This is a genomic window from Streptococcus sp. A12 (assembly GCF_905372335.1).
Lineage (GTDB): Bacteria > Bacillota > Bacilli > Lactobacillales > Streptococcaceae > Streptococcus.
Genome location: NZ_CAJPOU010000002.1, coordinates 22,832 through 47,228, shown reverse-complemented (window position 1 = coordinate 47,228; position 24,397 = coordinate 22,832). Strand labels below are relative to the sequence as shown.

The following is a 24,397-nucleotide window of genomic DNA, read 5'->3' as shown; positions in this document are numbered from 1 at the left end:
AAGTCAAGTTAATTTTTAAAATAATTTAGATTAAATCTTTTGTAATCATTGAAAAATAGACCTATTTTTGATAAGGTTAATAGAAAAGAATGAAAGTGAGAAGATCATGGTACGTTTACAAGATGATTTTTATGATTACGTCAATGGAAAATGGGCTGAGACAGCTGTTATTCCTGATGACAAACCGTCAACTGGTGGTTTTATGGACTTGATCCAAGATATCGAAAACATGATGTTGGATATTACCGGAAAATGGCAACGGGGAGAAGAGCTGCCCGAAGACAGCATTCTCCAAAACTTTGTCAAATACCACAAAATGGTGGCAGATTTTGATGCGCGTGAAGCAGCTGGTGTCGCTCCAGCTATGCCCTTGATCAATGAAATTAAGGCCTTGTCTTCTTTTGAAGACTATACCAGCAAGTTAGGCACCTATGAACTAGCTGGCAAACCAAATCTCTTGCCATTTAGCGTATCACCAGACTTTATGAATGCCCAAATGAATGTCTTATGGGGAGAAGCACTCGGTTTGATCTTGCCTGATACGACCTACTATGAAGAAGGCAATGAAAAAGGCCCAGAGTTATTGGCTGTTTGGCGTCAAATGGTTGAAAAGCTCTTGGCAAAACTTGATTTCTCAGAGGAAGAAATCAAGGATATCCTAGATAAGGTGATTGCGGCCGATGCAGAATTGGCCAAATATGTCTTGTCAAACGAAGAAAAATCAGAGTACAACAAACTCTATCATCCTTATGAGTGGGCAGATTTCAAGGCTTTGGTTCCAGAATTGCCACTCGATACCTTCTTTACAGAAGTGATTGGGCAAACGCCAGATACTATCATTGTTCCAGAAGAGCGCTTCTGGAAGGAATTTGCGCCAACATTCTACTCAGCAGCCAACTGGGAAATCCTTCATGCCAAGTTGAAACTCGGTGCAGCTCTTTCTTGGACGTCTTTCTTGACTGAAGAAATCCGTGTCTTATCTGGTGAGTATAGCCGTACGATTACAGGGACACCAGAAGCACGTCCGAAAGAAAAAGCCGCTTTGGCTTTGGCAGAAGGACCTTATAGCCAAGCGCTTGGACTCTGGTATGCGGGCGAAAAATTCTCACCAGAAGCGAAAGCAGACGTAGAGCATAAAGTAGCGACCATGATTGAGGTTTACAAGGATCGATTGGAAAAAGCAGATTGGCTCGCTCCTGAGACTCGTGAAAAAGCCATTGTCAAACTCAATGTCATTACACCGCATATTGGCTACCCTGAAAAATTACCAGAAACGTATGCCAAAAAGATCATCGACGAAAGCAAGACCTTGGTAGAAAATGCTCAAGCTCTTTACGAAATTTCCGTTGCTCATACTTGGAGCAAGTGGAACCAACCGGTTGATCGAAGCGAGTGGCACATGCCAGCTAATATGGTCAATGCCTACTATGATCCGCAACAAAACCAAATCGTCTTCCCAGCAGCGATTCTGCAAGCACCTTTCTATGACCTTCACCAATCATCATCAGCTAACTATGGCGGAATCGGTGCAGTCATTGCCCATGAAATCTCCCACGCCTTTGACACCAATGGAGCTTCCTTTGATGAGCATGGTAGCTTGAAAGACTGGTGGAAGCCAGAAGATTACCAAGCCTTTACCGCTCGCACACAAAAAGTCATCGATCAGTTCGAAGGCCAAGACTCTTACGGTGCCAAGATCAACGGGAAATTAACCGTTTCTGAAAACGTGGCAGACCTCGGCGGTATCGCTGCAGCACTTGAAGCCGCGAAGAAAGAGGAAGATTTCTCAGCAGAAGAATTCTTCACCAACTTTGCTCGTATCTGGCGCATGAAAGCTCGGACAGAGTACATGCAACTCCTCGCAAGTGTCGATGTCCACGCACCAGGAAAACTCCGTACCAATGTTCAATTACCAAACTTTGACGCCTTCTTTGAAACCTTCGATGTCAAAGAAGGCGACGGCATGTGGCGCGCACCAGAAGATCGTGTGATTATTTGGTAGCCTAAGATACTAAGCCCGTAAAAAAAGCGAGAAGAAAATAGGAGATTGACGGTGAGGGTCATGCCCGTCAGTCGATCTTTCTTTTTCTCGACGCTTTTAGGGCGAGTTCAATTTCACGATAGTGATTTATCTTTTTTCCAAAGGAAGTAGTCTCGACTTCAGTTAGGCGATTGATTGATTTTCTCAATGCTCGTGAAAGAATAAAAAATCCCCAAAGTCCTGTTTCAACATACTGAAACTAGCTTTGGGGATTTTTGAGCGTCGCTCGTTTTCGTTTGATTTGGAGGTGTATCCTTCCGAATGAATAGCTTTTCCCTCCCACATAGCTGAAAAATGCAACCATATAGAAGAATGAAAAGGCAAATGCACCAATTTTTGATAGACTCAGGAGGTAGCGTTACAAATACAAATTGGAGGAAATGAAATGACAGAATGTAGTCAAAAAGAATTGGAACAAATTGTAGGAGGTGGGGGTTCTCGCCCAAATCTTAGCTCAGGTCAGTCTGATAAGATTGAGATCGGCCGTCCTGGATTTGTGAAGCGACCACCGCTCGATCGTATTTAAGACATGATAGCAATCTTGATCATGGTGTTTTGAAATCTAGATAGAAAGAATAGGAGAAAAAATGAAAATCTATGCAGAAAAAGAATTGACGACAAATGAACTCGAACAAACCGTTGGAGGAATGATCCGTCCGACCAGAAGCCCTGAACTAACGTATGGTGGCGGTGGTTGGGGAACCCCTGGAATTTACCCGGGTTGGGGAAATCAAGGAATGTCGCCTTCAGGTGGCGGTTTTAGATGGCTGGAGCAAATTGCCCCAATATTTAGTAGAAAAAGAAAGTAAGATAGAAAGGTGAATGCAATGAGGAAGAAAGACAGACCGTTTCAATTCGCGACACTAGGGATTCTCTGCATCAATTTTGCGCTTTTTAACGTGGGGCTACCAACGGATTTATTGGGCCATCTATCGGATGCTTCTTATTACGGCTTGCTCCTCCTGTTGATTGGATTGATTGGGGGGTTAGCCGTTACACTCTTGGTAAAGAGTCGTCGCTGGGACTTGTACGGGAAATTCACCTTTAAAGCGTCCTATTTTGCGGTTTTTGTACTTGTCTTTCTGGCTCACTTTTTATGGGATATGTTTTCTGCAGAGGTATTTCCACCGACTAAGAATTCCATAGCCCTTGCAGAAATATCTAGTGGTTTGTCAGGCTGGGCCTTGGTATTGATACGTTATGTCTATGCCTGCTTGCTGGCTCCTATTGTGGAGGAACTAGTCTTTCGTGATTTGGTCATGACGGCGTTAGCATCTTATCAGAAGTATAAGCTGGATATGCTAGTGTCTGCTTCCTTGTTCAGCCTCTCGCATGTCTGGCAGCATGGTTGGGATTTGCCAAGCTTTATCGTTTACTTGGTACCGGGCCTGCTATTTTGTGCGGTCCTGCGCTATACCAAATCGATCTACTGGGCCATCCTTCAGCATGCCTCTTGGAATAGCTTCCTTACCCTCTTATCCCTCCTGGTCAGTGGGATTTAAGCAAGGGGAGATAGTGGCAGGGGATTTTATTCATCATCAAAGAAGCAGTTCAATTCTGCTTTTTTGTATGGAATCAAAACCACTATTTTTCTTAACTTTTGGAATATTATACAGTTAAACGTTTACATTTTTCCACAAAGTGCTATAATTTAATATGAAGAATAACATTTTATACAGAGGTGATCCATATGAAAAAAGGGAAGCTACTCTTAGCCACCGGCGCTTTACTTTTGTCTGTAAGCGCACTGGTAGCCTGCTCACAAGGAGGGAAATCTTCAAGTTCGGACAACCAGGTCTTTAGTTATGTCTATACGCAAGATCCGGATACTTTGGATTATTCACTCTCTAACAAGAAGTCAACCTCAGAATTCACAGGAAATGCTGTGGACGGCTTATTAGAAGTTGACAAATACGGCAACTTAATCCCATCTCTCGCTAAGGATTGGACTGTTTCAAAAGATGGTCTGACTTATACCTACAAACTTCGTAAAGGGGTTAAATGGGTAACAGCTGAGGGGGAAGAATTCGGAGAAGTCAAGGCTCAAGACTTTGTGACGGGGCTTCAGCATGCAGCGGATAAGAAGTCTTCAGCCCTATATCTCGTCCAACAATCCGTTAAAGGGTTGGATGATTATGTCTCAGGGAAAACCAAAGACTTCTCAACGGTTGGTATCAAAGCCATTGATGACTATACAGTTCAATACACCTTGAACCAACCAGAAAGTTTCTGGAATTCAAAAACGACCATGGGTATTTTGATGCCAGTCAATAAAGAATTCTTAGATTCTAAGGGAGATGGCTACGGTCAAGGTACCAACCCTTCTAGTATTCTTTATTGTGGTCCTTATTTGATCAAAGCGATTACTTCGAAATCTGTTGTGACGCTTGAAAAGAACCCAACCTATTGGGATGCGGATAATGTCAAAATCACCAAGGTTAAGCTAACCTATTATGATGGACAAGATTCAGAATCTCTCATCCGTGGATTTGATAACGGAGACTTTACCGTTGCCCGTGTCTTCCCGAACGGTTCCAACTATAAGAGTGTAGAGAAGAAACACAAAGATGACATCGTCTTTAGTGACCAAGGATCTTCTACTTATAACTTGTCCTTCAATATTGACCGTCAAGCTTATGAGATTACGACGAAGACGACAGATGCTCAAAAGAGCTCAACCAAGAAAGCAATCTTGAATAAAGACTTCCGTCAAGCCATTATGTTTGCCTTCAACCGCAAGGCCTATGTAGCGCAAGCCAATGGGGAAGCATCTGCAGACAAGGTCATCCGCAACACCTTCACGCCTCCAAACTTTGTTCAAGTTGATGGCAAAGACTTTGGTGAGTCTGTAGAAAAAAATCTAGAAGAATACGGTGATGAATGGAAAGGTGTCTCCGTCGAAGATGGAAAAGATACCCTTTACAATCCAACCAAGGCCAAGGAAGAATTTGCCAAGGCTAAAGAAGCCCTTCAGGCCCAAGGGGTAGAGTTCCCAATTCATTTGGACCTCCCTGTTTCATCAACCTATACAGAAGGAGTCAAGCAAGCCCAATCCTTTAAACAATCGATTGAATCCACTCTGGGAGCAGAAAATGTGGTCATCGACTTGAATATGATTTCTGAAGATGATCTTCAACGAGTGACCTACTTTGCTGAAAATGCTTCTCAACAGGACTGGGATTTGAACAACAACTTGGGTTGGGGACCAGACTATACTGATCCATCTTCTTACCTAGATATCACAAGCTCTAAGAATGGTGAAAATGCCAATGCTTACTTTGGATTTGATGCGGGTACCAATAATGCCGCAGCCAAAGAAGCTGGTTTTGATGAATATGATCAATTGATCGAAGATGCGCACAATGAAACCAAAGATGTCAATGAGCGCTATGAAAAATATGCTAAGGCTCAGGCTTGGTTGACAGATAGTGCCCTCTTGATCCCGATTCATTCAGATGGTGCCTCTCCAGGTGTGCGTAAGACAGTTCCATACTCAGCTGCCTTTGCTTGGACAGGACACAAGGGTCAAACCTTCAACTACAAGTACTTGGAATTGCAAGACAAAGTCTTGACAGCCAAAGAGTACGATGAAGCGCGTGAACAATGGAAGAAAGAAAAAGAAGAATCCAATAAGAAAGCTCAAAAAGAACTAGAAAGTCACATAGAAGACTAAGACCTTTAAGAGCAATTATCTATTGAACAGGGAAGAGAGTGGGACAGAAATCGGTAATTCGTTAGAATTCGATTTCGTCGTCCCACCTCCGCACAGTTGAGTAGGGCTGTAAAAGCTGATGAAATCAGCGTAGTAGAGCCCACTCAACCACTGCGTCTTGCTCGATAATCCAAAGACAATTGAGAGGCTAGGACTTTTGTCCCAGCCCTCTTTTTGGTGGATAGAACCTTTAAAAATCGCCTAAAAATGGTATAATAGGAGCATCACGAAAATTGGAGAGACAGCATGAGTTTTTACAATCATAAAGAAATCGAGCCTAAGTGGCAAAAATACTGGGCTGACCATCACACCTTTAAGACAGGAACAGACGCCTCAAAACCTAAGTTTTATGCGCTTGACATGTTCCCTTACCCATCTGGAGCGGGTCTTCATGTAGGACACCCAGAAGGTTATACAGCGACTGATATCCTCAGCCGTTTCAAACGCGCGCAAGGCTACAATGTCCTTCACCCAATGGGATGGGATGCCTTTGGTTTGCCTGCAGAGCAATACGCCATGGATACAGGGAATGACCCAGCGGAATTCACAGCAGAAAACATTGCCAACTTTAAACGCCAAATCAATGCCCTTGGCTTCTCTTACGACTGGGACCGTGAAGTCAATACGACAGATCCGAACTACTACAAGTGGACGCAATGGATTTTCACTAAGCTTTACGAAAAAGGTTTGGCTTATGAAGCGGAGGTCCCTGTAAACTGGGTTGAGGAACTAGGAACAGCTATCGCCAACGAAGAAGTTCTTCCAGATGGAACCTCTGAGCGTGGGGGCTATCCGGTTGTCCGCAAACCAATGCGCCAATGGATGCTTAAAATCACGGCCTACGCAGAGCGCTTGCTTAATGACTTGGATGACCTGGATTGGCCAGAGTCTATCAAGGACATGCAACGCAACTGGATTGGGAAATCAACTGGTGCCAATGTCACTTTCAAAGTAAAAGGTACTGATAAGGAATTCACAGTCTTTACAACACGTCCTGATACCCTTTTCGGTGCAACCTTCACTGTTTTGGCGCCTGAACATGAACTAGTAGATGCCATCACAAGTCCGGAACAAGCTGAGGCTGTAGCGGACTACAAACACCAAGCTAGCCTTAAATCAGACTTGGCTCGTACAGACCTTGCCAAGGAAAAAACAGGGGTTTGGACGGGTGCTTATGCCATAAACCCTGTCAATGGCAAAGAAATTCCAATCTGGATTGCAGACTATGTCCTTGCTAGCTACGGAACAGGTGCTGTTATGGCCGTACCTGCTCATGACCAACGTGACTGGGAATTTGCTAACCAGTTTGGACTTCCAATCGTAGAAGTCTTGGAAGGTGGAAACGTAGCAGAAGCTGCTTACACAGAAGACGGCCTTCACATCAACTCTGACTTCTTGAACGGTCTCAACAAAGAAGAAGCGATTGCTAAAATCGTGTCTTGGCTAGAAGAAAAAGGCTGTGGTCAAGAAAAGGTTACCTACCGTCTCCGCGACTGGCTCTTTAGCCGTCAACGTTATTGGGGTGAACCAATCCCAATCATTCATTGGGAAGATGGAACTTCAACAGCTGTTCCAGAAAGTGAACTCCCACTTGTCTTGCCAGTAACCAAGGACATCCGCCCTTCAGGTACTGGAGAAAGTCCACTAGCTAACTTGACAGACTGGCTTGAAGTGACTCGCGAAGATGGAGTCAAAGGCCGTCGCGAGACCAATACTATGCCACAATGGGCAGGTTCAAGCTGGTACTACCTCCGCTATATCGATCCACACAACACAGAGAAATTGGCTGACGAGGACCTTCTCAAACAATGGTTGCCAGTCGATATCTATGTGGGTGGGGCAGAACACGCCGTGCTTCACTTGCTCTACGCTCGTTTCTGGCATAAATTCCTCTATGATATCGGTGTTGTTCCAACCAAAGAGCCATTCCAAAAACTCTTTAACCAAGGAATGATTTTGGGAACAAGCTACCGTGACCACCGTGGAGCTCTTGTGGCGACTGATAAGGTTGAAAAACGTGATGGTTCCTTCTTCCATGTAGAAACAGGAGAAGAGTTGGAGCAAGCACCAGCCAAGATGTCTAAATCTCTCAAGAACGTGGTTAATCCAGATGATGTGGTGGAACAATACGGTGCGGATACCCTTCGTGTCTATGAAATGTTCATGGGGCCACTTGATGCTTCCATCGCTTGGTCTGAAGAAGGCTTGGAAGGAAGCCGTAAATTCCTCGATCGTGTGTACCGTTTGATCACAACCAAGGAAATCGTTGCGGACAACAATGGTGCTCTCGACAAGGTTTATAACGAAACCGTTAAAGCTGTCACAGAGCAAATCGAGTCGATGAAGTTCAACACAGCCATTGCCCAGCTCATGGTCTTTGTCAATGCGGCGAACAAGGAAGACAAACTCTATGTGGACTACGCCAAAGGCTTTATCCAATTGATTGCCCCATTTGCCCCTCACTTGGCAGAAGAACTCTGGCAAACAGTGGCAGCAACAGGCGAGTCTATCTCTTATGTAGCTTGGCCAACATGGGACGAAAGCAAATTGGTTGAAGACGAAATCGAAATCGTTGTTCAAATCAAAGGAAAAGTCCGTGCTAAACTCATGGTCGCAAAAGACCTTTCACGCGAAGAATTGCAAGAAGTTGCTCTCTCTGACGAAAAAGTCAAAGCAGAGATCGACGGCAAAGAAGTCGTAAAAGTGATTAGTGTACCGAACAAGCTTGTCAACATTGTTGTGAAATAACCAATAAAAAACAGTTGAAAATTATTTCAACTGTTTTTCTATCTTAATGACGTCGGGCTAAGTCAGCTCCGAATTTATATCCTGCATTAAAGACGGATACAAAAAAGTTTGCAACTCCTGAAATCGCAACGATTTCAGCTAGACCAACACCGCCCTTGGTGTTTTCTAATTCTTCAGTTGTTAAAAGTTGTAAATTGTTCATTGCTTTTCTCCTTTCTTATTCCCCGATATGCAATGATGAGGATCCAAATAACAAGAATCCCAGAAAGTAAATCACTCACTCCATAAGTTTCAAATGGGAGTGTGAGATAGTGAAGGTCGTGTAGGATTTGTAGAACTGCTAAAAAGATTCTAGAAAAAAGTAAAGTAGATATCGTGATGATATGGAATAGGCGTCTTTTTTTCATCATTCTTACCTATGGACGGTTAGCTAGATATCCTAGTCCTGCTCCTGCAGCAAAAACGAGTCCAATACTACTGACAGCAGTTGCAGCAATTTTCCATGTAGCTACCCCTACAATGACAGCTGGGATAAATCCACCTTGAATAGAGGCTAGTTCGTGATCTGATAGTATGTCATCAGAATGAATAGAAATTGTGTTCATCTATTTTCTCCTTTCTTTGAAGAAAATTGTTTCTTCACCTGTATTATTCGTAAAAATTCTAGAAAATCTCTTATTATTTTCAAGACCATGAAAAAAGTTGAAAGTCACCTTTGGAGTGTGATAAAATAAGGAACTATATTAGTTATGAAGAGATTGGAGAATGAGCGATGAAGAAACCAGTGATTGGGATTACGGGTAACCAACGCCCTTTTCGTGAAGAGGAAGGAATGTACCTCAGCTATACACCGACAGGCTTTGTTCAGGGGGTTCAAGAAGCAGGAGGTATCCCTCTGATCCTTCCGATTGGAGACCTAGCAACGGCTGAGCACTATATTTCCTTGATTGACAAGTTAATCATCACAGGTGGTCAGCATGTCTCCCCTCAGTTTTATGGAGCAGAAAAGGAAATTGTCAGTGATGATTACTTGCTTGAGCGTGACCTTTTCGAGTTAGCCTTGATCAAGGAAGCAGTAGCTGCTAAGAAGCCTATCTTTACGGTTTGCCGAGGCATGCAGCTCTACAATGTAGCCATGGGCGGGACGCTTTACCAAGATATCGATCATCACTGGCAGGAAAATCCTGCCAGCGAAACTAGTCATTCAATCGAAACAGTTGAAGGAAGTATTTTGCGGGACTTATTCGGAGAAGTTGGTCAGATCAATTCCTACCACCATCAAGCGATCAAGGATCTAGCTCCTCATCTAGAAGTGATTGCTGTTAGCTCTGAAGATCAGATCATCGAAGCGGTACAATCATCCCACGGGACAGCCTTTCTAGGGGTACAGTGGCATCCAGAACTGCGTTATCAGATAAGCGAGGGAGACAAGGCTCTCTTTGATTATGTCGTTAATCAACTATAATGGAAACAAAACACGTTAGAAATCGGGTCTTCTGATAGCTGGCGTGTTTTTTCTATAATCTGCGTAAAAATGACTGAAAAAAGTCTCTAGGAAGAGGGCTGAAAGGGAGTATAATAGAGAGGAAGACAATGAGAGAGGATAAGGATATGATTAACTTTCCAAAAGATTTTTTATGGGGAACATCGACATCTGGTCCACAGACAGAAGGGCGCTTTGCCGGAGATGGTAAGGGGGACAACCTTTGGGACTACTGGTACCAGGTAGAGCCTCATCGCTTTCGCTTCCAAGAAGGACCTGGCTTAACTTCTACCTTTTATGAAAATTGGGAAGAAGACATTGAGCTTCTAGTCGAGACCGGGCATACTGCCTTTCGGACTTCTATCCAATGGTCTCGGATTTTCCCTAAAGGGCGTGGAGAAGTCAATCCAGTAGGAGTGGCTTTTTACCGCCAAGTATTTGAACGCATCAAGTCCAAAGGCATTCATTTGATGGTCAATCTTTATCACTTTGACCTTCCTTTTGCCTTGCAAGAAGAAGGAGATGGCTGGGAAAATAAGGAGACGGTCTACGCCTATCGCGACTATGTTCGTTTCTGCTTTGAAACCTATGGAGACTTGGTCGATCAGTGGATCACTTTTAATGAACCCATTGTTCCTGTAGAGTTTGGTTACTTTTATGATGCCCATTACCCACATAAGGTGGATGCTGCTGCAGCAGTTAAAGTTGCCTACCATACCCAGTTGGCAAGTAGCCTTGCTGTTCAGGTCTGTCATGAGGTGGATCCGAGCTATCGAATCGGAGTGGTCTTGAACTTGACGCCAGCCTACCCGCGGAGTCAGCATCCAGCAGACGTCAAGGCGGCACGAATCGCTGAGCTCTTCCAAGCCAAATCCTTCCTCGATCCGTCTGTTCTTGGGACTTACCCATCAGAGTTGGTAGAGATTTTGCGGGAGCGTGCTCTCTTGCCAGAGGTGGATCCAAATGACTTAGAGCTGATCAAAGAACATACAGTCGACTTCTTAGGGGTCAACTATTACCAACCAATGCGGGTCTCTGCGCCTCGATATGCGCCAAACCCAGAGTCTCCGATGCTGGTCGAGCAGTTCTACGAACCCTATGTCATGCCAGGTAGAAAGATTAACCCACACAGAGGCTGGGAAATCTATGAGCAGGGCTTGTACGATATTGCGCAAAATATCAAGGAAAATTACGGCAACATCGAGTGGCTCCTAACAGAGAATGGAATGGGAGTTGAAGGGGAAGAAAAATTCCGCCAAAACGGGGAAATCCAAGATGACTACCGGATTGACTTCGTCAAAGACCACCTGCGTGAGTTGCACCGGGCAATCCAAGAAGGGGCCAACTGTAAGGGTTACCTCATGTGGACTTTTATCGACTGCTGGTCTTGGCTCAATGGCTATAAAAACCGCTACGGCCTTGTCGAATTAGACTTAGCCACTCAAGAAAGACGCCTAAAAAAATCTGGTCATTGGTTCCGTGAATTGAGCCAGCAGAATGGATTTGAAGAATAAGTTTTTGAGGATTCTGTTATCTAAGTACGATAGGCCGTTCATTTCAGTAAATGACTGACTAGTTTTATTTTCGGAAGTGTGGAACTCCATCAGTGCAGATGTTTCTGATGGTATTCTTCATTTCCGATTTTTCATTTAGTGCTGGAAAAGGTTAAAAACCCTTCAACTTTAATATGTGCTATAATAAAACCAGAAGAAAAGGAGCTTGTATGATGGATTTTAAAACAGAATTAGGAAAAAAAGTACAAACTCTACGTGAAAGTAAGGGATTAAGTAGACAAGCGATCTGTGGTATTGAGGACCTATTAACGACGCGCCAACTCCAGCGAATTGAAAAAGGGCAGTCTTTGCCAACGATTGCAACAGCGAAGTATATTGCTGAACAACTAGGTGTTTCCCTAGATACGCTAACGAATCAAACTAGTCTAGAATTGCCAGCAGAATATCTGAACCTGAAATATCAACTACGGACGTTATACCATTATGGAGATCAAGATCGTCTTCATCGGCATGAAGAAATTATTGAGGATATTTACGAAAACTATTTTGATAACCTGCCAGAGGAAGAAAAACTGTCTGTCCAGGTCGCCCAAGCCACGGTTGATATGATTGGATCCAAAAATCCTTCTTTTGATCAAGGTTTATTAGATGAGTATCTAGAGCAAGCCATGAAGAAAAAAGAGTTAAGTCTCAACGATGTGGAGATTATCAAATTGCGCTTGCTTTCTTTGGCTTTAGGAGTCTTTGATCAAGAAGAATTTATATACTTAGTGGAGAAAATCCTACTTGCGATAGATTATTTCCCCTTATCAGAGTTGGAAATACTACAAAACACTCTCATCTCAGCTGCAGGCGTGTTAGCCCATTATGGGATATACGACAGATTGCCAGACATTGTTAAAGCTTTAAATGATATTATGACAAAGAGACATGATTTTCAGGATAATATTTTTGTTTATGCTCTAAATTGGAAAGTTGCTTTATTTATAGAAGATGACCTAGAAAAAGCAAAAGATGATTATCAAAAAGTATGCTTAATGGCTGACTTATTATCTGAGGATATAGTGAAGAGAAACATGCAAGGAGAATGGAAAGAGGACCTTGCAAAAAAAGGTCTAAACTACACTGAGGTATAGAGGAGCATTTTTCCTTTCGTCTGTTGTTCTGGAAAAATATAAAATGAACATTGAACACCTGTGAAGATTCACAGGTGCTTCAGATTGAAGATAAAGTCTTCTGAAAAACTTTCCTTAGGTGAGTACGGACGTCAGCGAACTTTTTCAAAGTTCCATGACTAATTATTGAGCCTAAGGTCTCAATAATTCCGAATGCCTGAAACAATTACGTTTCAGGCATTTTTCTCACAGCGGAAAGTTTTTGATCTTCTTAAATAACTAAAAAATAAAAGTCATTTTTTGATAATCATCTAACTGTTTTATGTAAAACAATAGTTTGTCTCCATTCTCGAACATCTGTGAAGTTTCACAGGTTTTTTTGGTGAAAATGATGGCTATACTGGACATGAATGTCCTCACGTTAGAGGATAGAAATTGGATATACTGAGAGTATAAGGAAAGAAAAAAGGATATTGGTGTCAGAAAATGGAAATTAGATTACACAATGTAAAGAAAAGCTATGGTTCCTTTGAGGCTTTGAAAGGAATTGATTTAGTTTTTGAGGAAGGTAAATTTTATGGACTTCTTGGACCGAATGGGGTTGGAAAAACAACGCTTTTTAATTTGTTGATTCAGAATTTCAAGCCAAGTTCAGGAGAGATTTTTTGGAAAGTAGATGGAAAATCATTGTCAACGAAAGATTTTTATCGACATATCGGTATTGTATTTCAAAGCAATCGTTTAGATGATAACTTAACGGTAGAGGAAAACTTGATTTCTCGAGGAGCCTTGTATGGCTTATCAAAATCACAAGTACAAACGAGTATTAGAGATCTGCAATCTTATTTGGATGTAGCCACTCTTAAAAAGAAAAACTATGGCAGTTTATCAGGAGGACAAAAACGAAAAGTAGATATTGCCCGAGCGTTATTGTCACAACCGTCTTTGCTCTTGTTAGATGAGCCAACAACTGGTTTAGATCCACAATCTCGTCATGATTTATGAGAAGCGATTCATCATCTGAACAAAAAAGATAATATGACAGTCGTTCTAATTACACACTATTTAGAAGAGATGGCTGCTTGTGATGTTTTAAATGTCTTAATTGAAGGGAACTTGTACTATTCAGGAGATATTGCTAATTTTATTAAACAGCATTCAACCACTAACCTGAATCTTACGTTAAAACCTGGAAGATCACTGAAATCATTGTCTGTTTCTAAGTTTGCTAATAAGTGTCAGATCCTTTCGGAGGCAGAAGTCGTATGTAAGGATGTTTCAGTTGAAGAGATGATGGAAATTATTGCAGAAAATCAAGGAAAATCAATTATTGAAACATTCAATGTAGAATATTCAAATTTAGAAGCAGCTTATTTGAACTTGCTAAGATCTAAAGGAGGAGAAGGGAATGCTTGAACTAATCTCTAGAAATCGGAAAGTCTATACAAGAGATCGCTTAGCTTTCTTTATGTCCTTCTTATCGGTCATCATCTTGATCTTGGTTTATCAAGTCTTTTTAGGACAAATTCAGATTGATGCCATCAAGGAAGCTTTGAATAGTGATACCGCCTCTACGGACACCATTCAGATGGTCAATTATTGGTTAATCTCAGGTTTGACGACTATTATCTCAATGACCAGTACTCTTGGTGCATTTGGAGTAATGGTTTCGGATAGAGAAAAGAAATTGAGTGAGGACTTTAAAGTCAGCCTAGTGTCTAACTTTAAAATTGAACTATCGTATGCGATCTTTGCGATTTTATTTGGGATTATTATGACCGTGTTCTCTTGTATCTTTGCAATTGGTATGTTTAATGGTTTTAGTGCTCTTCTTGACTATTCTATGATAGACTACTTATCTATTTTAGGAGTTGTCACAATGGGAACGATGTTATCTGCAACTATCATTCTGCCAATCCTAGCTTTTATTCGAACCAGTTCAGCATTTACAACTTTGAGTACAATAGTTGGAACCTTTATCGGATTCATTTCAGGTGTTTATCTTTCGATTGGATCCGTAGGAGAAAGCTTGCAACAGGTCATGACCTGGTTCCCTCTTACACAGGTCAATGCGCTCTTGAAACAGATTTTAATGAAAGATGCAATCATTAAAGTCTTTGATCATGCGCCAACTTCAATAGTAACTAATTACAAAGAGTCTTATGGAGTCATCTTGAAGAATGCGAGTGGAGAACATCTATCGAGTCAGTCCATGTTTGCCTATATTTTCATTATCATAGTTGTTTTGCTGGGCGTTGTCTTGATGATTAAAAAGATCAAAAAATGAAGTGAAACTTATACAATTACTCGATACGCATTTAGATCAGTTGGCATCAATGACGATCTTAAAATAAGCCAATCATCCTAACCTATCACTAAAAAAGTTGATAGGTTTTTCTTAACCCCCCTTAACTAGACCAATTTTTGATATTTTGAAGGTTGACAAACAGGAAAAAGCATTGTATACTGACTCCGCTGATGATTTTTCTATCGAATCAGACTAGACCAATTTTATAGATTGGCTACGAAAAAAAAAAGGAAAATGAAGTAGAGATACTTATTTTCTTTCATGTTTATAGAAGGAGAAAGCACAGCTAGTCTGTGTCGTAAAAACTATGTGTGGAATTGTTGGTGTTGTTGGAAATACAAATGCAACGGATATTTTGATTCAAGGGCTTGAAAAGCTCGAATACCGTGGTTATGATTCTGCGGGGATTTTTGTCCTAGGTGGTGCTGAAAACCATTTGGTGAAAGCGGTTGGTCGTATTGCGGAATTGTCTGCTAAAACGGCTGGTGTTGAGGGAACAACTGGTATCGGACATACTCGTTGGGCCACTCACGGGAAACCAACAGAAGATAATGCTCACCCACACCGCTCTGAGACAGGACGTTTTGTCTTGGTGCACAATGGTGTGATTGAAAACTATCTCGAAATCAAAGAAGAATACCTGGCAGGTCACCACTTCAAGGGACAAACGGATACTGAAATCGCAGTGCACTTGATTGGAAAATTTGCGGAAGAAGACGGGTTGTCAGTTCTTGAAGCTTTCAAAAAAGCCCTTCACATCATCCGTGGATCTTATGCCTTTGCCTTGATTGACTCTGAAAATCCAGATGTCATCTACGTGGCTAAGAATAAATCACCACTTTTGATTGGTCTTGGAGAAGGCTATAACATGGTCTGCTCAGACGCCATGGCTATGATTCGTGAAACCAACCAATACATGGAAATCCATGACCAAGAGTTGGTGATTGTGAAAGCTGATAGCGTTGAAGTGCAAGACTACGATGGCAACAGCCGTGAGCGTGCTAGCTATACTGCTGAGCTTGACTTGTCTGATATCGGTAAGGGGACTTATCCTTACTATATGCTCAAGGAAATTGATGAGCAACCAACGGTAATGCGTAAGTTGATCCAAGCCTACACAGATGAAGCTGGTCAAGTAGTAGTTGACCCAGCCATCATCAAGGCTGTTCAAGACGCAGACCGCATCTACATTCTTGCTGCTGGAACTTCTTACCATGCAGGATTTGCTTCTAAGAAAATGTTGGAAGAATTGACGGATACACCAGTTGAACTGGGTATCTCTTCTGAGTGGGGATATGGTATGCCACTACTTAGCAAGAAACCACTCTTCATCTTTATCAGCCAATCTGGTGAAACAGCTGATAGCCGTCAGGTTTTGGTTAAGGCCAATGAAATGGGAATCCCAAGTTTGACAGTGACAAACGTGCCAGGATCGACCCTTTCACGTGAAGCCAACCATACTATGTTGCTTCATGCAGGTCCTGAAATTGCCGTAGCATCAACTAAGGCTTATACAGCTCAAATCGCAGCTCTTGCCTTCCTTGCAAAAGCGGTTGGTGAAGCAAATGGCAACGAAAAAGCCAAAGCTTTTGACTTGGTTCATGAATTGTCTATCGTGGCTCAATCTATCGAATCAACCCTTTCAGAAAAAGAATTGATTGATGCTAAAGTTCGTGACCTCCTTGAAACAACACGCAACGCCTTTTATATCGGACGTGGTCAAGATTATTATGTAGCCATGGAAGCCAGTCTCAAGCTCAAAGAGATTTCTTACATCCAATGTGAAGGTTTTGCGGCCGGAGAGCTCAAGCACGGAACCATTGCCTTGATTGAGGATGGAACACCTGTTTTGTCCCTCATGTCTGACCCAATTCTTGCCAACCATACTCGCGGAAATATCCAAGAAGTGGCAGCGCGTGGTGCTAAGGTCCTCACCATCGCAGAAGAAAATGTTGCCAAAGATACAGACGATATCGTTCTTACGACCGTTCACCCTTACCTCTCACCAATCTCAATGGTCGTACCAACGCAACTAGTCGCTTACTTTGCAACCCTACACCGTGGACTCGATGTCGACAAACCACGTAACCTTGCTAAATCCGTAACAGTAGAATAATCTAAGAAAGTCTAGTTCATCTAGACTTTTTTTTAATAAGCAAATTCGTTGTAATTATAACTAATTAGTGATAAAATTCCAAAATAACTAATAATGAAACGAGGAAATCAGTATGGTAGAATTAGGGATTTCAACATTTGGTGAAACAACAGCTCTAGAAGCGACTGGACAGATTTACAGTCATGATGAACGCATTCGTCAGTTGGTGGCAGAAATTGAGCTGGCTGATAAGGTTGGTTTGGATGTGTACGGGATTGGGGAGCATCATCGGGAGGACTTTGCGGTATCGGCGCCAGAGATTGTTCTTGCAGCTGGGGCAGTCAATACCAAGAAGATTCGTTTGACCAGTGCAGTCAGCATACTCTCAAGCATGGACCCGATTCGTTTGTTCCAACAATATGCCACCATCGATGCCTTGTCAAATGGACGGGCAGAGATTATGGCTGGGCGTGGTTCATTTACCGAGTCTTTCCCACTGTTTGGCTATGACTTGAAAGACTATGAAGCTCTCTTTGATGAGAAATTAGACATGCTCCAGTTAGTCAATGAAAAGACCAAGATAGACTGGCAAGGTCAATTGACCCAAAGCATTGCTGGAAAAGAAGTCTATCCTCGTCCAGTTCAGGACAAATTGCCATTGTGGGTGGCGACAGGAGGTCATGTCGAATCAACAGTGAAGATTGCTCAGGCGGGGTTGCCGATTGTCTATGCTATTATCGGTGGCAATCCGCGTTATTTTAAAAAGTTGATTCAAGCTTATCGTGAGATTGGGAGCGAAGCCGGTCATGCGGATAAAGACCTGAAAGTGGGAGCCCATTCTTGGGGGTGGATTGCTGAAGATGGTGAGCAGGCAGTGAAAGATTATTTCCATCCGACCAAGCAAGTGGTAGATGCGATTTCGAAAGACCGCCCGCACTGGCAGGAATTGCGTTATGAGCAATATCTTGAGCAAGTGGGGCCAAATGGCGCTATGTTTGTGGGAAATCCGGACCAGGTAGCAGAAAAGTTGATCCGTATGATTGAGGATTTAGGATTGGACCGCTTTATGTTGCACCTACCACTTGGTTCTATGCCACATGATCAAGTTCTTCGAGCTATTGAACTTTTTGGAACGCAAGTCGCACCAAAAGTGCGTGCTTACTTTGCCATGAAAGAAGGGTTATAAAAACCCATGAAGGAAGAAACTTTATAGGTCATTTGTTTGATGGTGGTAAAACATACTCTTGGATTGCTTTTGCTACGCCGTGCTCTTGGTTACTGCTGGTGACAACTTGAGCTTCCTTTTGGACTGCTTCAGGAGCATTTCCCATGGCAACTCCAAGTCCAACCAGACGAATTATAGGGAGGTCATTGAAGTGATCTCCGATGGTCATGACCTGTTCCAAAGGGACCTGGTAATAAGCAGCCAGTTCAAGGACGGCATCTCTTTTTGAGACGGACTTGGCGGTGACTTCTAGGTAGTTTTCTTTTGAAAGGTAAAAGGCAGTCTGCGGGAATTCTTGTGGATCCAGCTTCTGATAGGGTTCTTGAATGTTCTGAGTCTCGCCGATCAAGAGTAATTTATGTAGATGGAGAGCATCGTCAGAGAGGGTCTGAGAAAGTGGTTGTATCTGTGGCGTCTCACCAGTAATCGAAGCTCAACTTGGGTCCACTGGTCCTCTCTGGAGTTAAACCAGACTGACCCACTATAACAATTAATCGAAATGCTGGGATCTAGTTCTTCCATACGATGGAGGAAGGTGCGGATCTCATCTTTGTTCAGGCTGTGTTCAAATAGAATCTCTTCTCCCTTGACGATGAGAGCTCCATTGTAGCAAGCGATTGGTTCCTGATGGACGCCCAATCTTCTTGCGATAGGAACAATCCCGATAGGAGAACGAGCCGATGCCAAGATAAAAGGAATCTTTTTTTCTTGGAGCTTGGGGATGAGTTCGATGAGGTCGGGATCGACCTGATGCTGCTGGTCCAGAATGGTTCCGTCAATATCACTGACAATTAAACGAATGGAAGACATAGGCCCCTCTTTTTTCTTTAGTATACCATATTTTAGGAGGGAAGGATGTGCAGTATCATTAGGAAGTTACGGAAGGGATGGTTTCTTTTCCAGAGGCAAAAAAAAACATAGCTGAGAGAAGCTATGGCTGTGGCATTATCGAGGTTTTATTTCAATAACGCTCAGGTATAATAGTTGTTGGTTTAGAGAGTACCCGCTAATTTTCGCCTAAATATGAACGTTTTAGTCTTTGTAAAAAATTATGTAAAAAAGTGTTGACAAAAGAATTATCCTGTTTTATAATAATTTATGTAAACAAAAAGAGGTTGAGAAAATCTCAAAAGTTTACAGGATCAATAGTGGAAAGGAGATGGTGAGATGCTATTTCCAAAATATAGAAAACTAATTGATAAAAGAAGAAATGAAAGATTCTAGCCCTCGAGGCTATTCATTTAAAAGCAAAAGAAAATTATGTAAACAGAATTAAAGTAGCTAAATCAGCTACTCATTTTCAAGAACAAATTAAAATTATGTAAATTAGAGGTAAACAATATGAACAACAACTTTAACAATATGGATGATCTTTTCAATCAACTAATGGGAAACATGGGTGGTTTTCGTTCTGAAAGCCGTCACTACATGATCAATGGTCGTGAAGTAACACCTGAAGAATTCGCCATTTACCGTCAAACTGGTCAACTTCCAACTGAAGGAAGTGAGCCAGTACAACAGCAACAAGGTAAAGGTATGAAACAAGATGGGATCCTTGCGAAGCTCGGCCGCAACTTGACTGAAGAAGCCCGTGAAGGAAAATTGGATCCGGTCATCGGCCGCAACAAAGAAATTCAAGAAACAGCTGAAATCTTGTCTCGTCGTACCAAGAATAACCCTGTCCTTGTAGGGGATGCAGGTGTTGGTAAGACAGCTGTTGTAGAAGGCTTGGCCCAAGCTATCGTGAATGGTGACGTTCCAGCAGCCATCAAGAACAAAGAAATCATCTCCATCGATATTTCTGGTCTAGAAGCTGGTACGCAATACCGTGGTAGCTTTGAAGAAAATATCCAAAATATGATCCAAGAAGTCAAAGCCATGGGAAATGTCATTCTCTTCTTTGATGAAATTCACCAAATCCTTGGTGCTGGCTCAATCGGTGGTGATAGTGCTTCTAAAGGTCTTGCGGATATCTTGAAACCAGCTCTTTCACGTGGTGAATTGACCGTGATTGGGGCAACGACTCAAGATGAATACCGCAACACCATCTTAAAGAATGCTGCCCTTGCCCGTCGTTTCAACGAAGTCAAGGTCAATGCTCCATCTGCTGAAGATACTTTCAAGATCCTCCAAGGAATCCGTGAATTGTATCAACAACACCACAATGTTGTCTTGCCAGATGAAGTCTTGAAAGCAGCAGTTGATTATTCTGTTCAATACATTCCACAACGTAGCTTGCCGGATAAGGCCATTGACTTGGTCGATGTGACAGCTGCTCACTTGGCAGCTCAACACCCAGTGACAGATGTTCATGCGGTTGAGCACGAAATCCAAGCGGAAAAAACTAAACAAGAAGCTGCAGCTGCTAAAGAAGATTACGAAGCAGCTCTTAATGCAAAAGTTCGGATCGAAGAATTGGAAAAACAAATTGCCAACCATACAGAAGATCACAAGGTGACTGCAACTGTCAATGACGTAGCTGAGTCTGTCGAACGGATGACTGGTATTCCAGTATCACAAATGGGGGCAACCGATATCGAACGCTTGAAAGATATGGGTCACCGTTTGCAAACCAAAGTTATCGGTCAAGACAAGGCTGTTGAAGCCGTTGCCAAAGCAATTCGTCGGAACCGTGCTGGCTTTGATGAAGGAAACCGCCCAATCGGTAGCTTCCTCTTTGTAGGTCCTACTGGTGTTGGGAAGACTGAGTTGGCTAAACAATTGGCCCTTGATATGTTTGGTACCAAAGATGCTATTATCCGTTTGGATATGTCAGAATACAGCGATCGTACAGCCGTTTCTAAATTGATTGGTACAACTGCCGGTTATGTTGGTTACGATGATAACAACAATACCTTGACAGAACGCGTCCGTCGCAATCCATACTCTATCGTCCTTCTTGACGAGATTGAAAAGGCGGATCCTCAAGTGATCACCCTTCTCCTTCAAGTATTGGATGATGGTCGTTTGACAGACGGTCAAGGAAACACCGTCAACTTCAAGAATACCGTAATTATCGCTACTTCAAACGCTGGCTTTGGTTACGAAGCCAACTTGACAGAAGATGCGGACAAACCAGAACTCTTGGATCGTTTGAAACCATTCTTCCGTCCAGAATTCTTGAACCGTTTCAACGCTGTGATTGAATTCTCACACTTGAGCAAGGAAGACCTTTCTAAGATTGTTGACTTGATGTTAGTAGAAGTGAACAAAACTCTTGCGAAGAAAGATATCGACTTGACAGTGAGCGATGCTGCCAAAGAATACATGACCGAAGAAGGCTATGATGAAGTTATGGGCGTACGTCCACTCCGTCGGGTGGTTGAACAACAAATCCGTGACAAGGTGACCGACTTCCACTTGGATTACCTTGATGCGAAACACTTGCTAGCAGATATGGAAGATGGAGAATTAGTTATTAAAGAGAATACAAACTCAGAAGAATAACTAGGACATCTAGCACCATAAACGAGAGAAAATCAGTTGGAAAAAGAAGGCTAAGAAGAAATTCTTAGCCTTTTTTATGTCAACAAAAGAAAATTATATAAGGTATAGTTTTATCGTTTTTTTCCCAGAAAGTGAAAAATGATAAAAAATAGGTATGTTTTTTCATGAATTGATGTTAAATACAGCGTGAAAATGCCTTGGAAATCGTCTGTAAGCAAGATTTTCATATAAATGAACAAAAAAATTATATAATATATAAAAGACTAAATTTAAGGGGATAGGATGATTTTATGAAAAATCCAATTGATATTTATTCGACAAAAGATTATAAGAAAGTTGAAGCAGTCGTTCAATTAATGGTGGATGGAAAGGTGACAAGTTATAGAGTAGCAACTGAGACAGATATTAGTAAGATGAGTCTAGCTACCTTGACAAAAGGAACCAGTAAAATTAAAAACATTACCTATCAAACAGCGATGTTGTTGATTGAATGGTATGATAAAAATCATGAAAAATATGGAATCACAATCGATTAGCAAAAACCATAAAAGCTGCCTGGATCGAATAGTGGCTGGACACCTCCATCCATGGACTTATTTTTTTGAAAATCAAGGGTTCGTATTGAAAATACCTATAAAATTTGCTATAGTAGAGCATATATGATTTAAAAAGGAGAAACGGTATGCAAAGTGGTACAACCTTGCTATTTATGCTTGCGCTAATGGTCGGAATGATGTTCTTCATGAGCCGTAGCCAAAAGAAACAATACCAAAAACGGATGGAGAGCTTGAACAAGCTTCAAAAAGGGTATGAAGTGATTACCATCGGTGGTTTGTATGGAACAGTTGATGAAGTAGACACTGAACGTAAAACCGTTGTCTTGGATGTGGATGGCGTATACCTCACATTTGAATTGACAGCTATTAAAACAGTTTTACCAGTTTCAGAAGGAGTGACAGCTGGTGCAGTTGAAGGCGCTGGTGACTCAGATTCTATCATCGACGGTGAATAATAAGAAAGAGCGATCAAAAGGTCGCTTTTTTCATTTTTAGCTAGATGCCCCCTAGAAAAGGGGCTAGACTGCCATTTTAAGCGGATTTATGATATAATGAAGCGATAAAAACAGTGAAATAGGTAGAAAAACATGTTTCGTTTTAAAAAGAAAGAAAAATTAAGTGTTCCCCTAGAAGTGCCCAAGCACATTGGAATCATTATGGATGGGAACGGTCGCTGGGCCAATAAACGGATGCAACCTCGTGTTTTTGGCCACAAGGCTGGCATGGAGGCTCTGCAAGAAGTAACCATCGCAGCCAAGGAGATGGGAGTGCGAGCCCTAACGGTCTATGCTTTCTCAACTGAAAACTGGACGCGTCCTCAACAAGAAGTGAGTTTTATCATGAATCTTCCAGTTGAATTTTACGATCGCTTTGTTCCAGAACTTCATAGAAATAATGTGAAAATCCAGATGATTGGCGAAGTTTCTCGTCTTCCGAAGGAAACCTTGGAAGCTCTGGAAAAGGCAGAGGCGTTAACCCACTCCAATACAGGCTTGATTTTGAATTTTGCCTTGAACTATGGAGGACGGGCGGAACTGACCCAAGCAGTCAAACAAATTACCCAAGAAGTCCTCGATGCGCACTTGAATCCAGGTGATATTTCAGAAGAGATCATTGCCAATTATCTGTATACCAGTAGTCTACCCAAGGACTTGCGAGATCCTGATCTGATTATTCGGACCAGTGGCGAGCTTCGCTTAAGTAACTTTTTACCTTGGCAAGCAGCCTACAGTGAGCTTTACTTTACCGATGTGATGTGGCCTGACTTTGGAGAAAAAGCCTTGCATGATGCAATAGAAGAATACAGCCATCGTCATCGACGTTTTGGTGGTGTATAGGAGAGAAATAGATGAGAAAAGATTTACAGAAGCGAGTGATTTTTGGAGGAATCGCCCTAGCATTCTTTATCCCAGTTGTCCTTATGGGCGGCCTTGTGTTCCAGATTGTAGTGGGACTCATCGCTATGTTGGGTGTTCATGAATTGTTGAAGATGAAAGGCCTGCAGACTGAAACCATCGAAGGGACCTTGGCCATGCTAGCAGCTCTTGTATTGGCGCTACCCTTAGAGAGTTACCTTCCCTTCTTGCCAGCAGGTGGCAATTTTATCGCCTATGGCCTGTTGGTCTTATTATTGATGGGGACGACTGTCTTGGCACAAGGCTATACCTATGACGAGGTTGTCTATCCGATTGCTTCAAGTTTTTATGTTGGCTTTGGCTTCCATGCCTTGATCCAAGCGCGTTTAGCAGGTGTAGATAAGATTCTTTTGGCCCTCTTTATTGTTTGGGCGACGGATTCAGGTGCCTACTTTATTGGGAGCCAGTTCGGTAAGAAAAAACTCTTGCCAAGAGTATCACCCAACAAGACTGTTGAAGGAAGTCTAGGCGGGATCGCTTGTGCTGTTGTTGTGACGATGATCTTTATGATGCTAGATCGCACCGTTGCGGGGGATTACGGTTGGATGACCATGATTCTCTTTACCATTCTTTTCAGTATAGCAGCTCAGTTTGGTGACCTAGTCGAAAGTGCCATCAAGCGCCATTTTGGAGTGAAAGACTCTGGCCGTTTTATTCCTGGTCATGGCGGTGTCTTGGATCGATTTGATAGCTTGATTTTTGTTTTCCCACTGATGCTATTCTTTGGTCTGTTTTAA

At 42.3% G+C, this 24,397-nt stretch carries 19 protein-coding genes and 2 pseudogenes; 18 read left to right on the top strand and 3 right to left on the bottom strand.

Annotated features, from left to right (window positions below; genetic code table 11):
• Positions 1–106 precede the first annotated feature (106 nt).
• The 6 genes from QZ158_RS00555 (at position 107) to leuS (ending at position 8,501) form a co-directional block, all read left to right on the top strand.
• On the top strand, positions 107–2,002 hold the full coding sequence (locus QZ158_RS00555) for a M13-type metalloendopeptidase (protein ID WP_293873002.1): 1,896 nt from the start codon (positions 107–109) through the stop codon (positions 2,000–2,002).
• 424 nt (positions 2,003–2,426) lie between these two features.
• Positions 2,427–2,567, top strand: a complete 141-nt coding sequence (locus QZ158_RS00550) for a bacteriocin (protein ID WP_293872999.1) — start codon at positions 2,427–2,429, stop codon at positions 2,565–2,567.
• Between the two features lie 61 nt (positions 2,568–2,628).
• Positions 2,629–2,850: a hypothetical protein gene (locus tag QZ158_RS00545; RefSeq protein ID WP_140814563.1), complete on the top strand. Its 222-nt coding sequence runs from the start codon at positions 2,629–2,631 to the stop codon at positions 2,848–2,850.
• A gap of 18 nt (positions 2,851–2,868) precedes the next feature.
• Positions 2,869–3,543: a type II CAAX endopeptidase family protein gene (locus tag QZ158_RS00540; RefSeq protein ID WP_293872990.1), complete on the top strand. Its 675-nt coding sequence runs from the start codon at positions 2,869–2,871 to the stop codon at positions 3,541–3,543.
• Positions 3,544–3,731: 188 nt separating this feature from the next.
• Positions 3,732–5,714 (top strand): peptide ABC transporter substrate-binding protein, encoded by a 1,983-nt coding sequence (locus QZ158_RS00535; RefSeq protein WP_293872987.1) that lies wholly within the window; start codon positions 3,732–3,734, stop codon positions 5,712–5,714.
• Between the two features lie 285 nt (positions 5,715–5,999).
• Entirely contained in the window at positions 6,000–8,501 is a 2,502-nt protein-coding gene (leuS, locus tag QZ158_RS00530) for a leucine--tRNA ligase (protein ID WP_293872984.1), read from the top strand.
• A gap of 43 nt (positions 8,502–8,544) precedes the next feature.
• Here the strand turns inward: leuS and QZ158_RS00525 are convergent, their stop codons facing one another.
• Both QZ158_RS00525 and QZ158_RS00520 read right to left on the bottom strand, forming a co-directional pair.
• A complete protein-coding gene (locus tag QZ158_RS00525) occupies positions 8,545–8,703 on the bottom strand; it encodes a class IIb bacteriocin, lactobin A/cerein 7B family (protein ID WP_048717604.1) in 159 nt (52 codons plus the stop codon).
• A gap of 214 nt (positions 8,704–8,917) precedes the next feature.
• Positions 8,918–9,106 carry a class IIb bacteriocin, lactobin A/cerein 7B family gene (locus QZ158_RS00520; RefSeq protein ID WP_293872971.1) on the bottom strand — a complete coding sequence of 63 codons (189 nt, stop codon included), beginning with the start codon at positions 9,104–9,106 and terminating at the stop codon, positions 8,918–8,920.
• Between the two features lie 167 nt (positions 9,107–9,273).
• On the opposite strand from QZ158_RS00520, the gene QZ158_RS00515 reads away from it, so the two are divergent.
• From QZ158_RS00515 to QZ158_RS00485, 7 genes and pseudogenes are all read left to right on the top strand, one after another.
• Complete coding sequence (locus QZ158_RS00515; protein WP_293872968.1) at positions 9,274–9,966, top strand: gamma-glutamyl-gamma-aminobutyrate hydrolase family protein; 693 nt, start codon at positions 9,274–9,276, stop codon at positions 9,964–9,966.
• Positions 9,967–10,112: 146 nt separating this feature from the next.
• Positions 10,113–11,498, top strand: coding sequence for a glycoside hydrolase family 1 protein (locus QZ158_RS00510; RefSeq protein WP_293872965.1), 1,386 nt, complete (start codon positions 10,113–10,115; stop codon positions 11,496–11,498).
• Positions 11,499–11,707: 209 nt separating this feature from the next.
• Positions 11,708–12,634, top strand: a complete 927-nt coding sequence (locus QZ158_RS00505; RefSeq protein ID WP_293872962.1) for an XRE family transcriptional regulator — start codon at positions 11,708–11,710, stop codon at positions 12,632–12,634.
• A 465-nt stretch (positions 12,635–13,099) separates the two neighbouring features.
• Positions 13,100–14,029, top strand: a pseudogene (locus QZ158_RS00500) (ABC transporter ATP-binding protein).
• Entirely contained in the window at positions 14,022–14,900 is an 879-nt protein-coding gene (locus QZ158_RS00495; protein WP_293872959.1) for an ABC transporter permease, read from the top strand. Before QZ158_RS00500 ends, QZ158_RS00495 begins: the two are co-directional and overlap by 8 nt.
• A gap of 328 nt (positions 14,901–15,228) precedes the next feature.
• A complete protein-coding gene (glmS, locus tag QZ158_RS00490) occupies positions 15,229–17,037 on the top strand; it encodes a glutamine--fructose-6-phosphate transaminase (isomerizing) (protein ID WP_293872956.1) in 1,809 nt (602 codons plus the stop codon).
• A gap of 112 nt (positions 17,038–17,149) precedes the next feature.
• A complete protein-coding gene (locus tag QZ158_RS00485) occupies positions 17,150–18,202 on the top strand; it encodes an LLM class flavin-dependent oxidoreductase (protein ID WP_293872953.1) in 1,053 nt (350 codons plus the stop codon).
• A gap of 28 nt (positions 18,203–18,230) precedes the next feature.
• Here the strand turns inward: QZ158_RS00485 and QZ158_RS00480 are convergent.
• Positions 18,231–19,051, bottom strand: a pseudogene (locus QZ158_RS00480) (Cof-type HAD-IIB family hydrolase).
• 531 nt (positions 19,052–19,582) lie between these two features.
• Between QZ158_RS00480 and QZ158_RS00475 the strand changes: the two are divergent.
• The 5 genes from QZ158_RS00475 (at position 19,583) to QZ158_RS00455 (ending at position 24,397) form a co-directional block, all read left to right on the top strand.
• Positions 19,583–21,688 (top strand): ATP-dependent Clp protease ATP-binding subunit, encoded by a 2,106-nt coding sequence (locus tag QZ158_RS00475; RefSeq protein ID WP_293872950.1) that lies wholly within the window; start codon positions 19,583–19,585, stop codon positions 21,686–21,688.
• A gap of 290 nt (positions 21,689–21,978) precedes the next feature.
• The gene (locus QZ158_RS00470; protein WP_023022151.1) at positions 21,979–22,224 is read left to right on the top strand and encodes a hypothetical protein; all 246 of its coding nucleotides are present in this window, start codon (positions 21,979–21,981) and stop codon (positions 22,222–22,224) included.
• 146 nt (positions 22,225–22,370) lie between these two features.
• The gene (gene yajC, locus QZ158_RS00465) at positions 22,371–22,700 is read left to right on the top strand and encodes a preprotein translocase subunit YajC (RefSeq protein ID WP_006595033.1); all 330 of its coding nucleotides are present in this window, start codon (positions 22,371–22,373) and stop codon (positions 22,698–22,700) included.
• A 132-nt stretch (positions 22,701–22,832) separates the two neighbouring features.
• Entirely contained in the window at positions 22,833–23,582 is a 750-nt protein-coding gene (locus tag QZ158_RS00460; protein ID WP_293872939.1) for an isoprenyl transferase, read from the top strand.
• A gap of 11 nt (positions 23,583–23,593) precedes the next feature.
• Positions 23,594–24,397 carry a phosphatidate cytidylyltransferase gene (locus QZ158_RS00455; protein WP_293872937.1) on the top strand — a complete coding sequence of 268 codons (804 nt, stop codon included), beginning with the start codon at positions 23,594–23,596 and terminating at the stop codon, positions 24,395–24,397.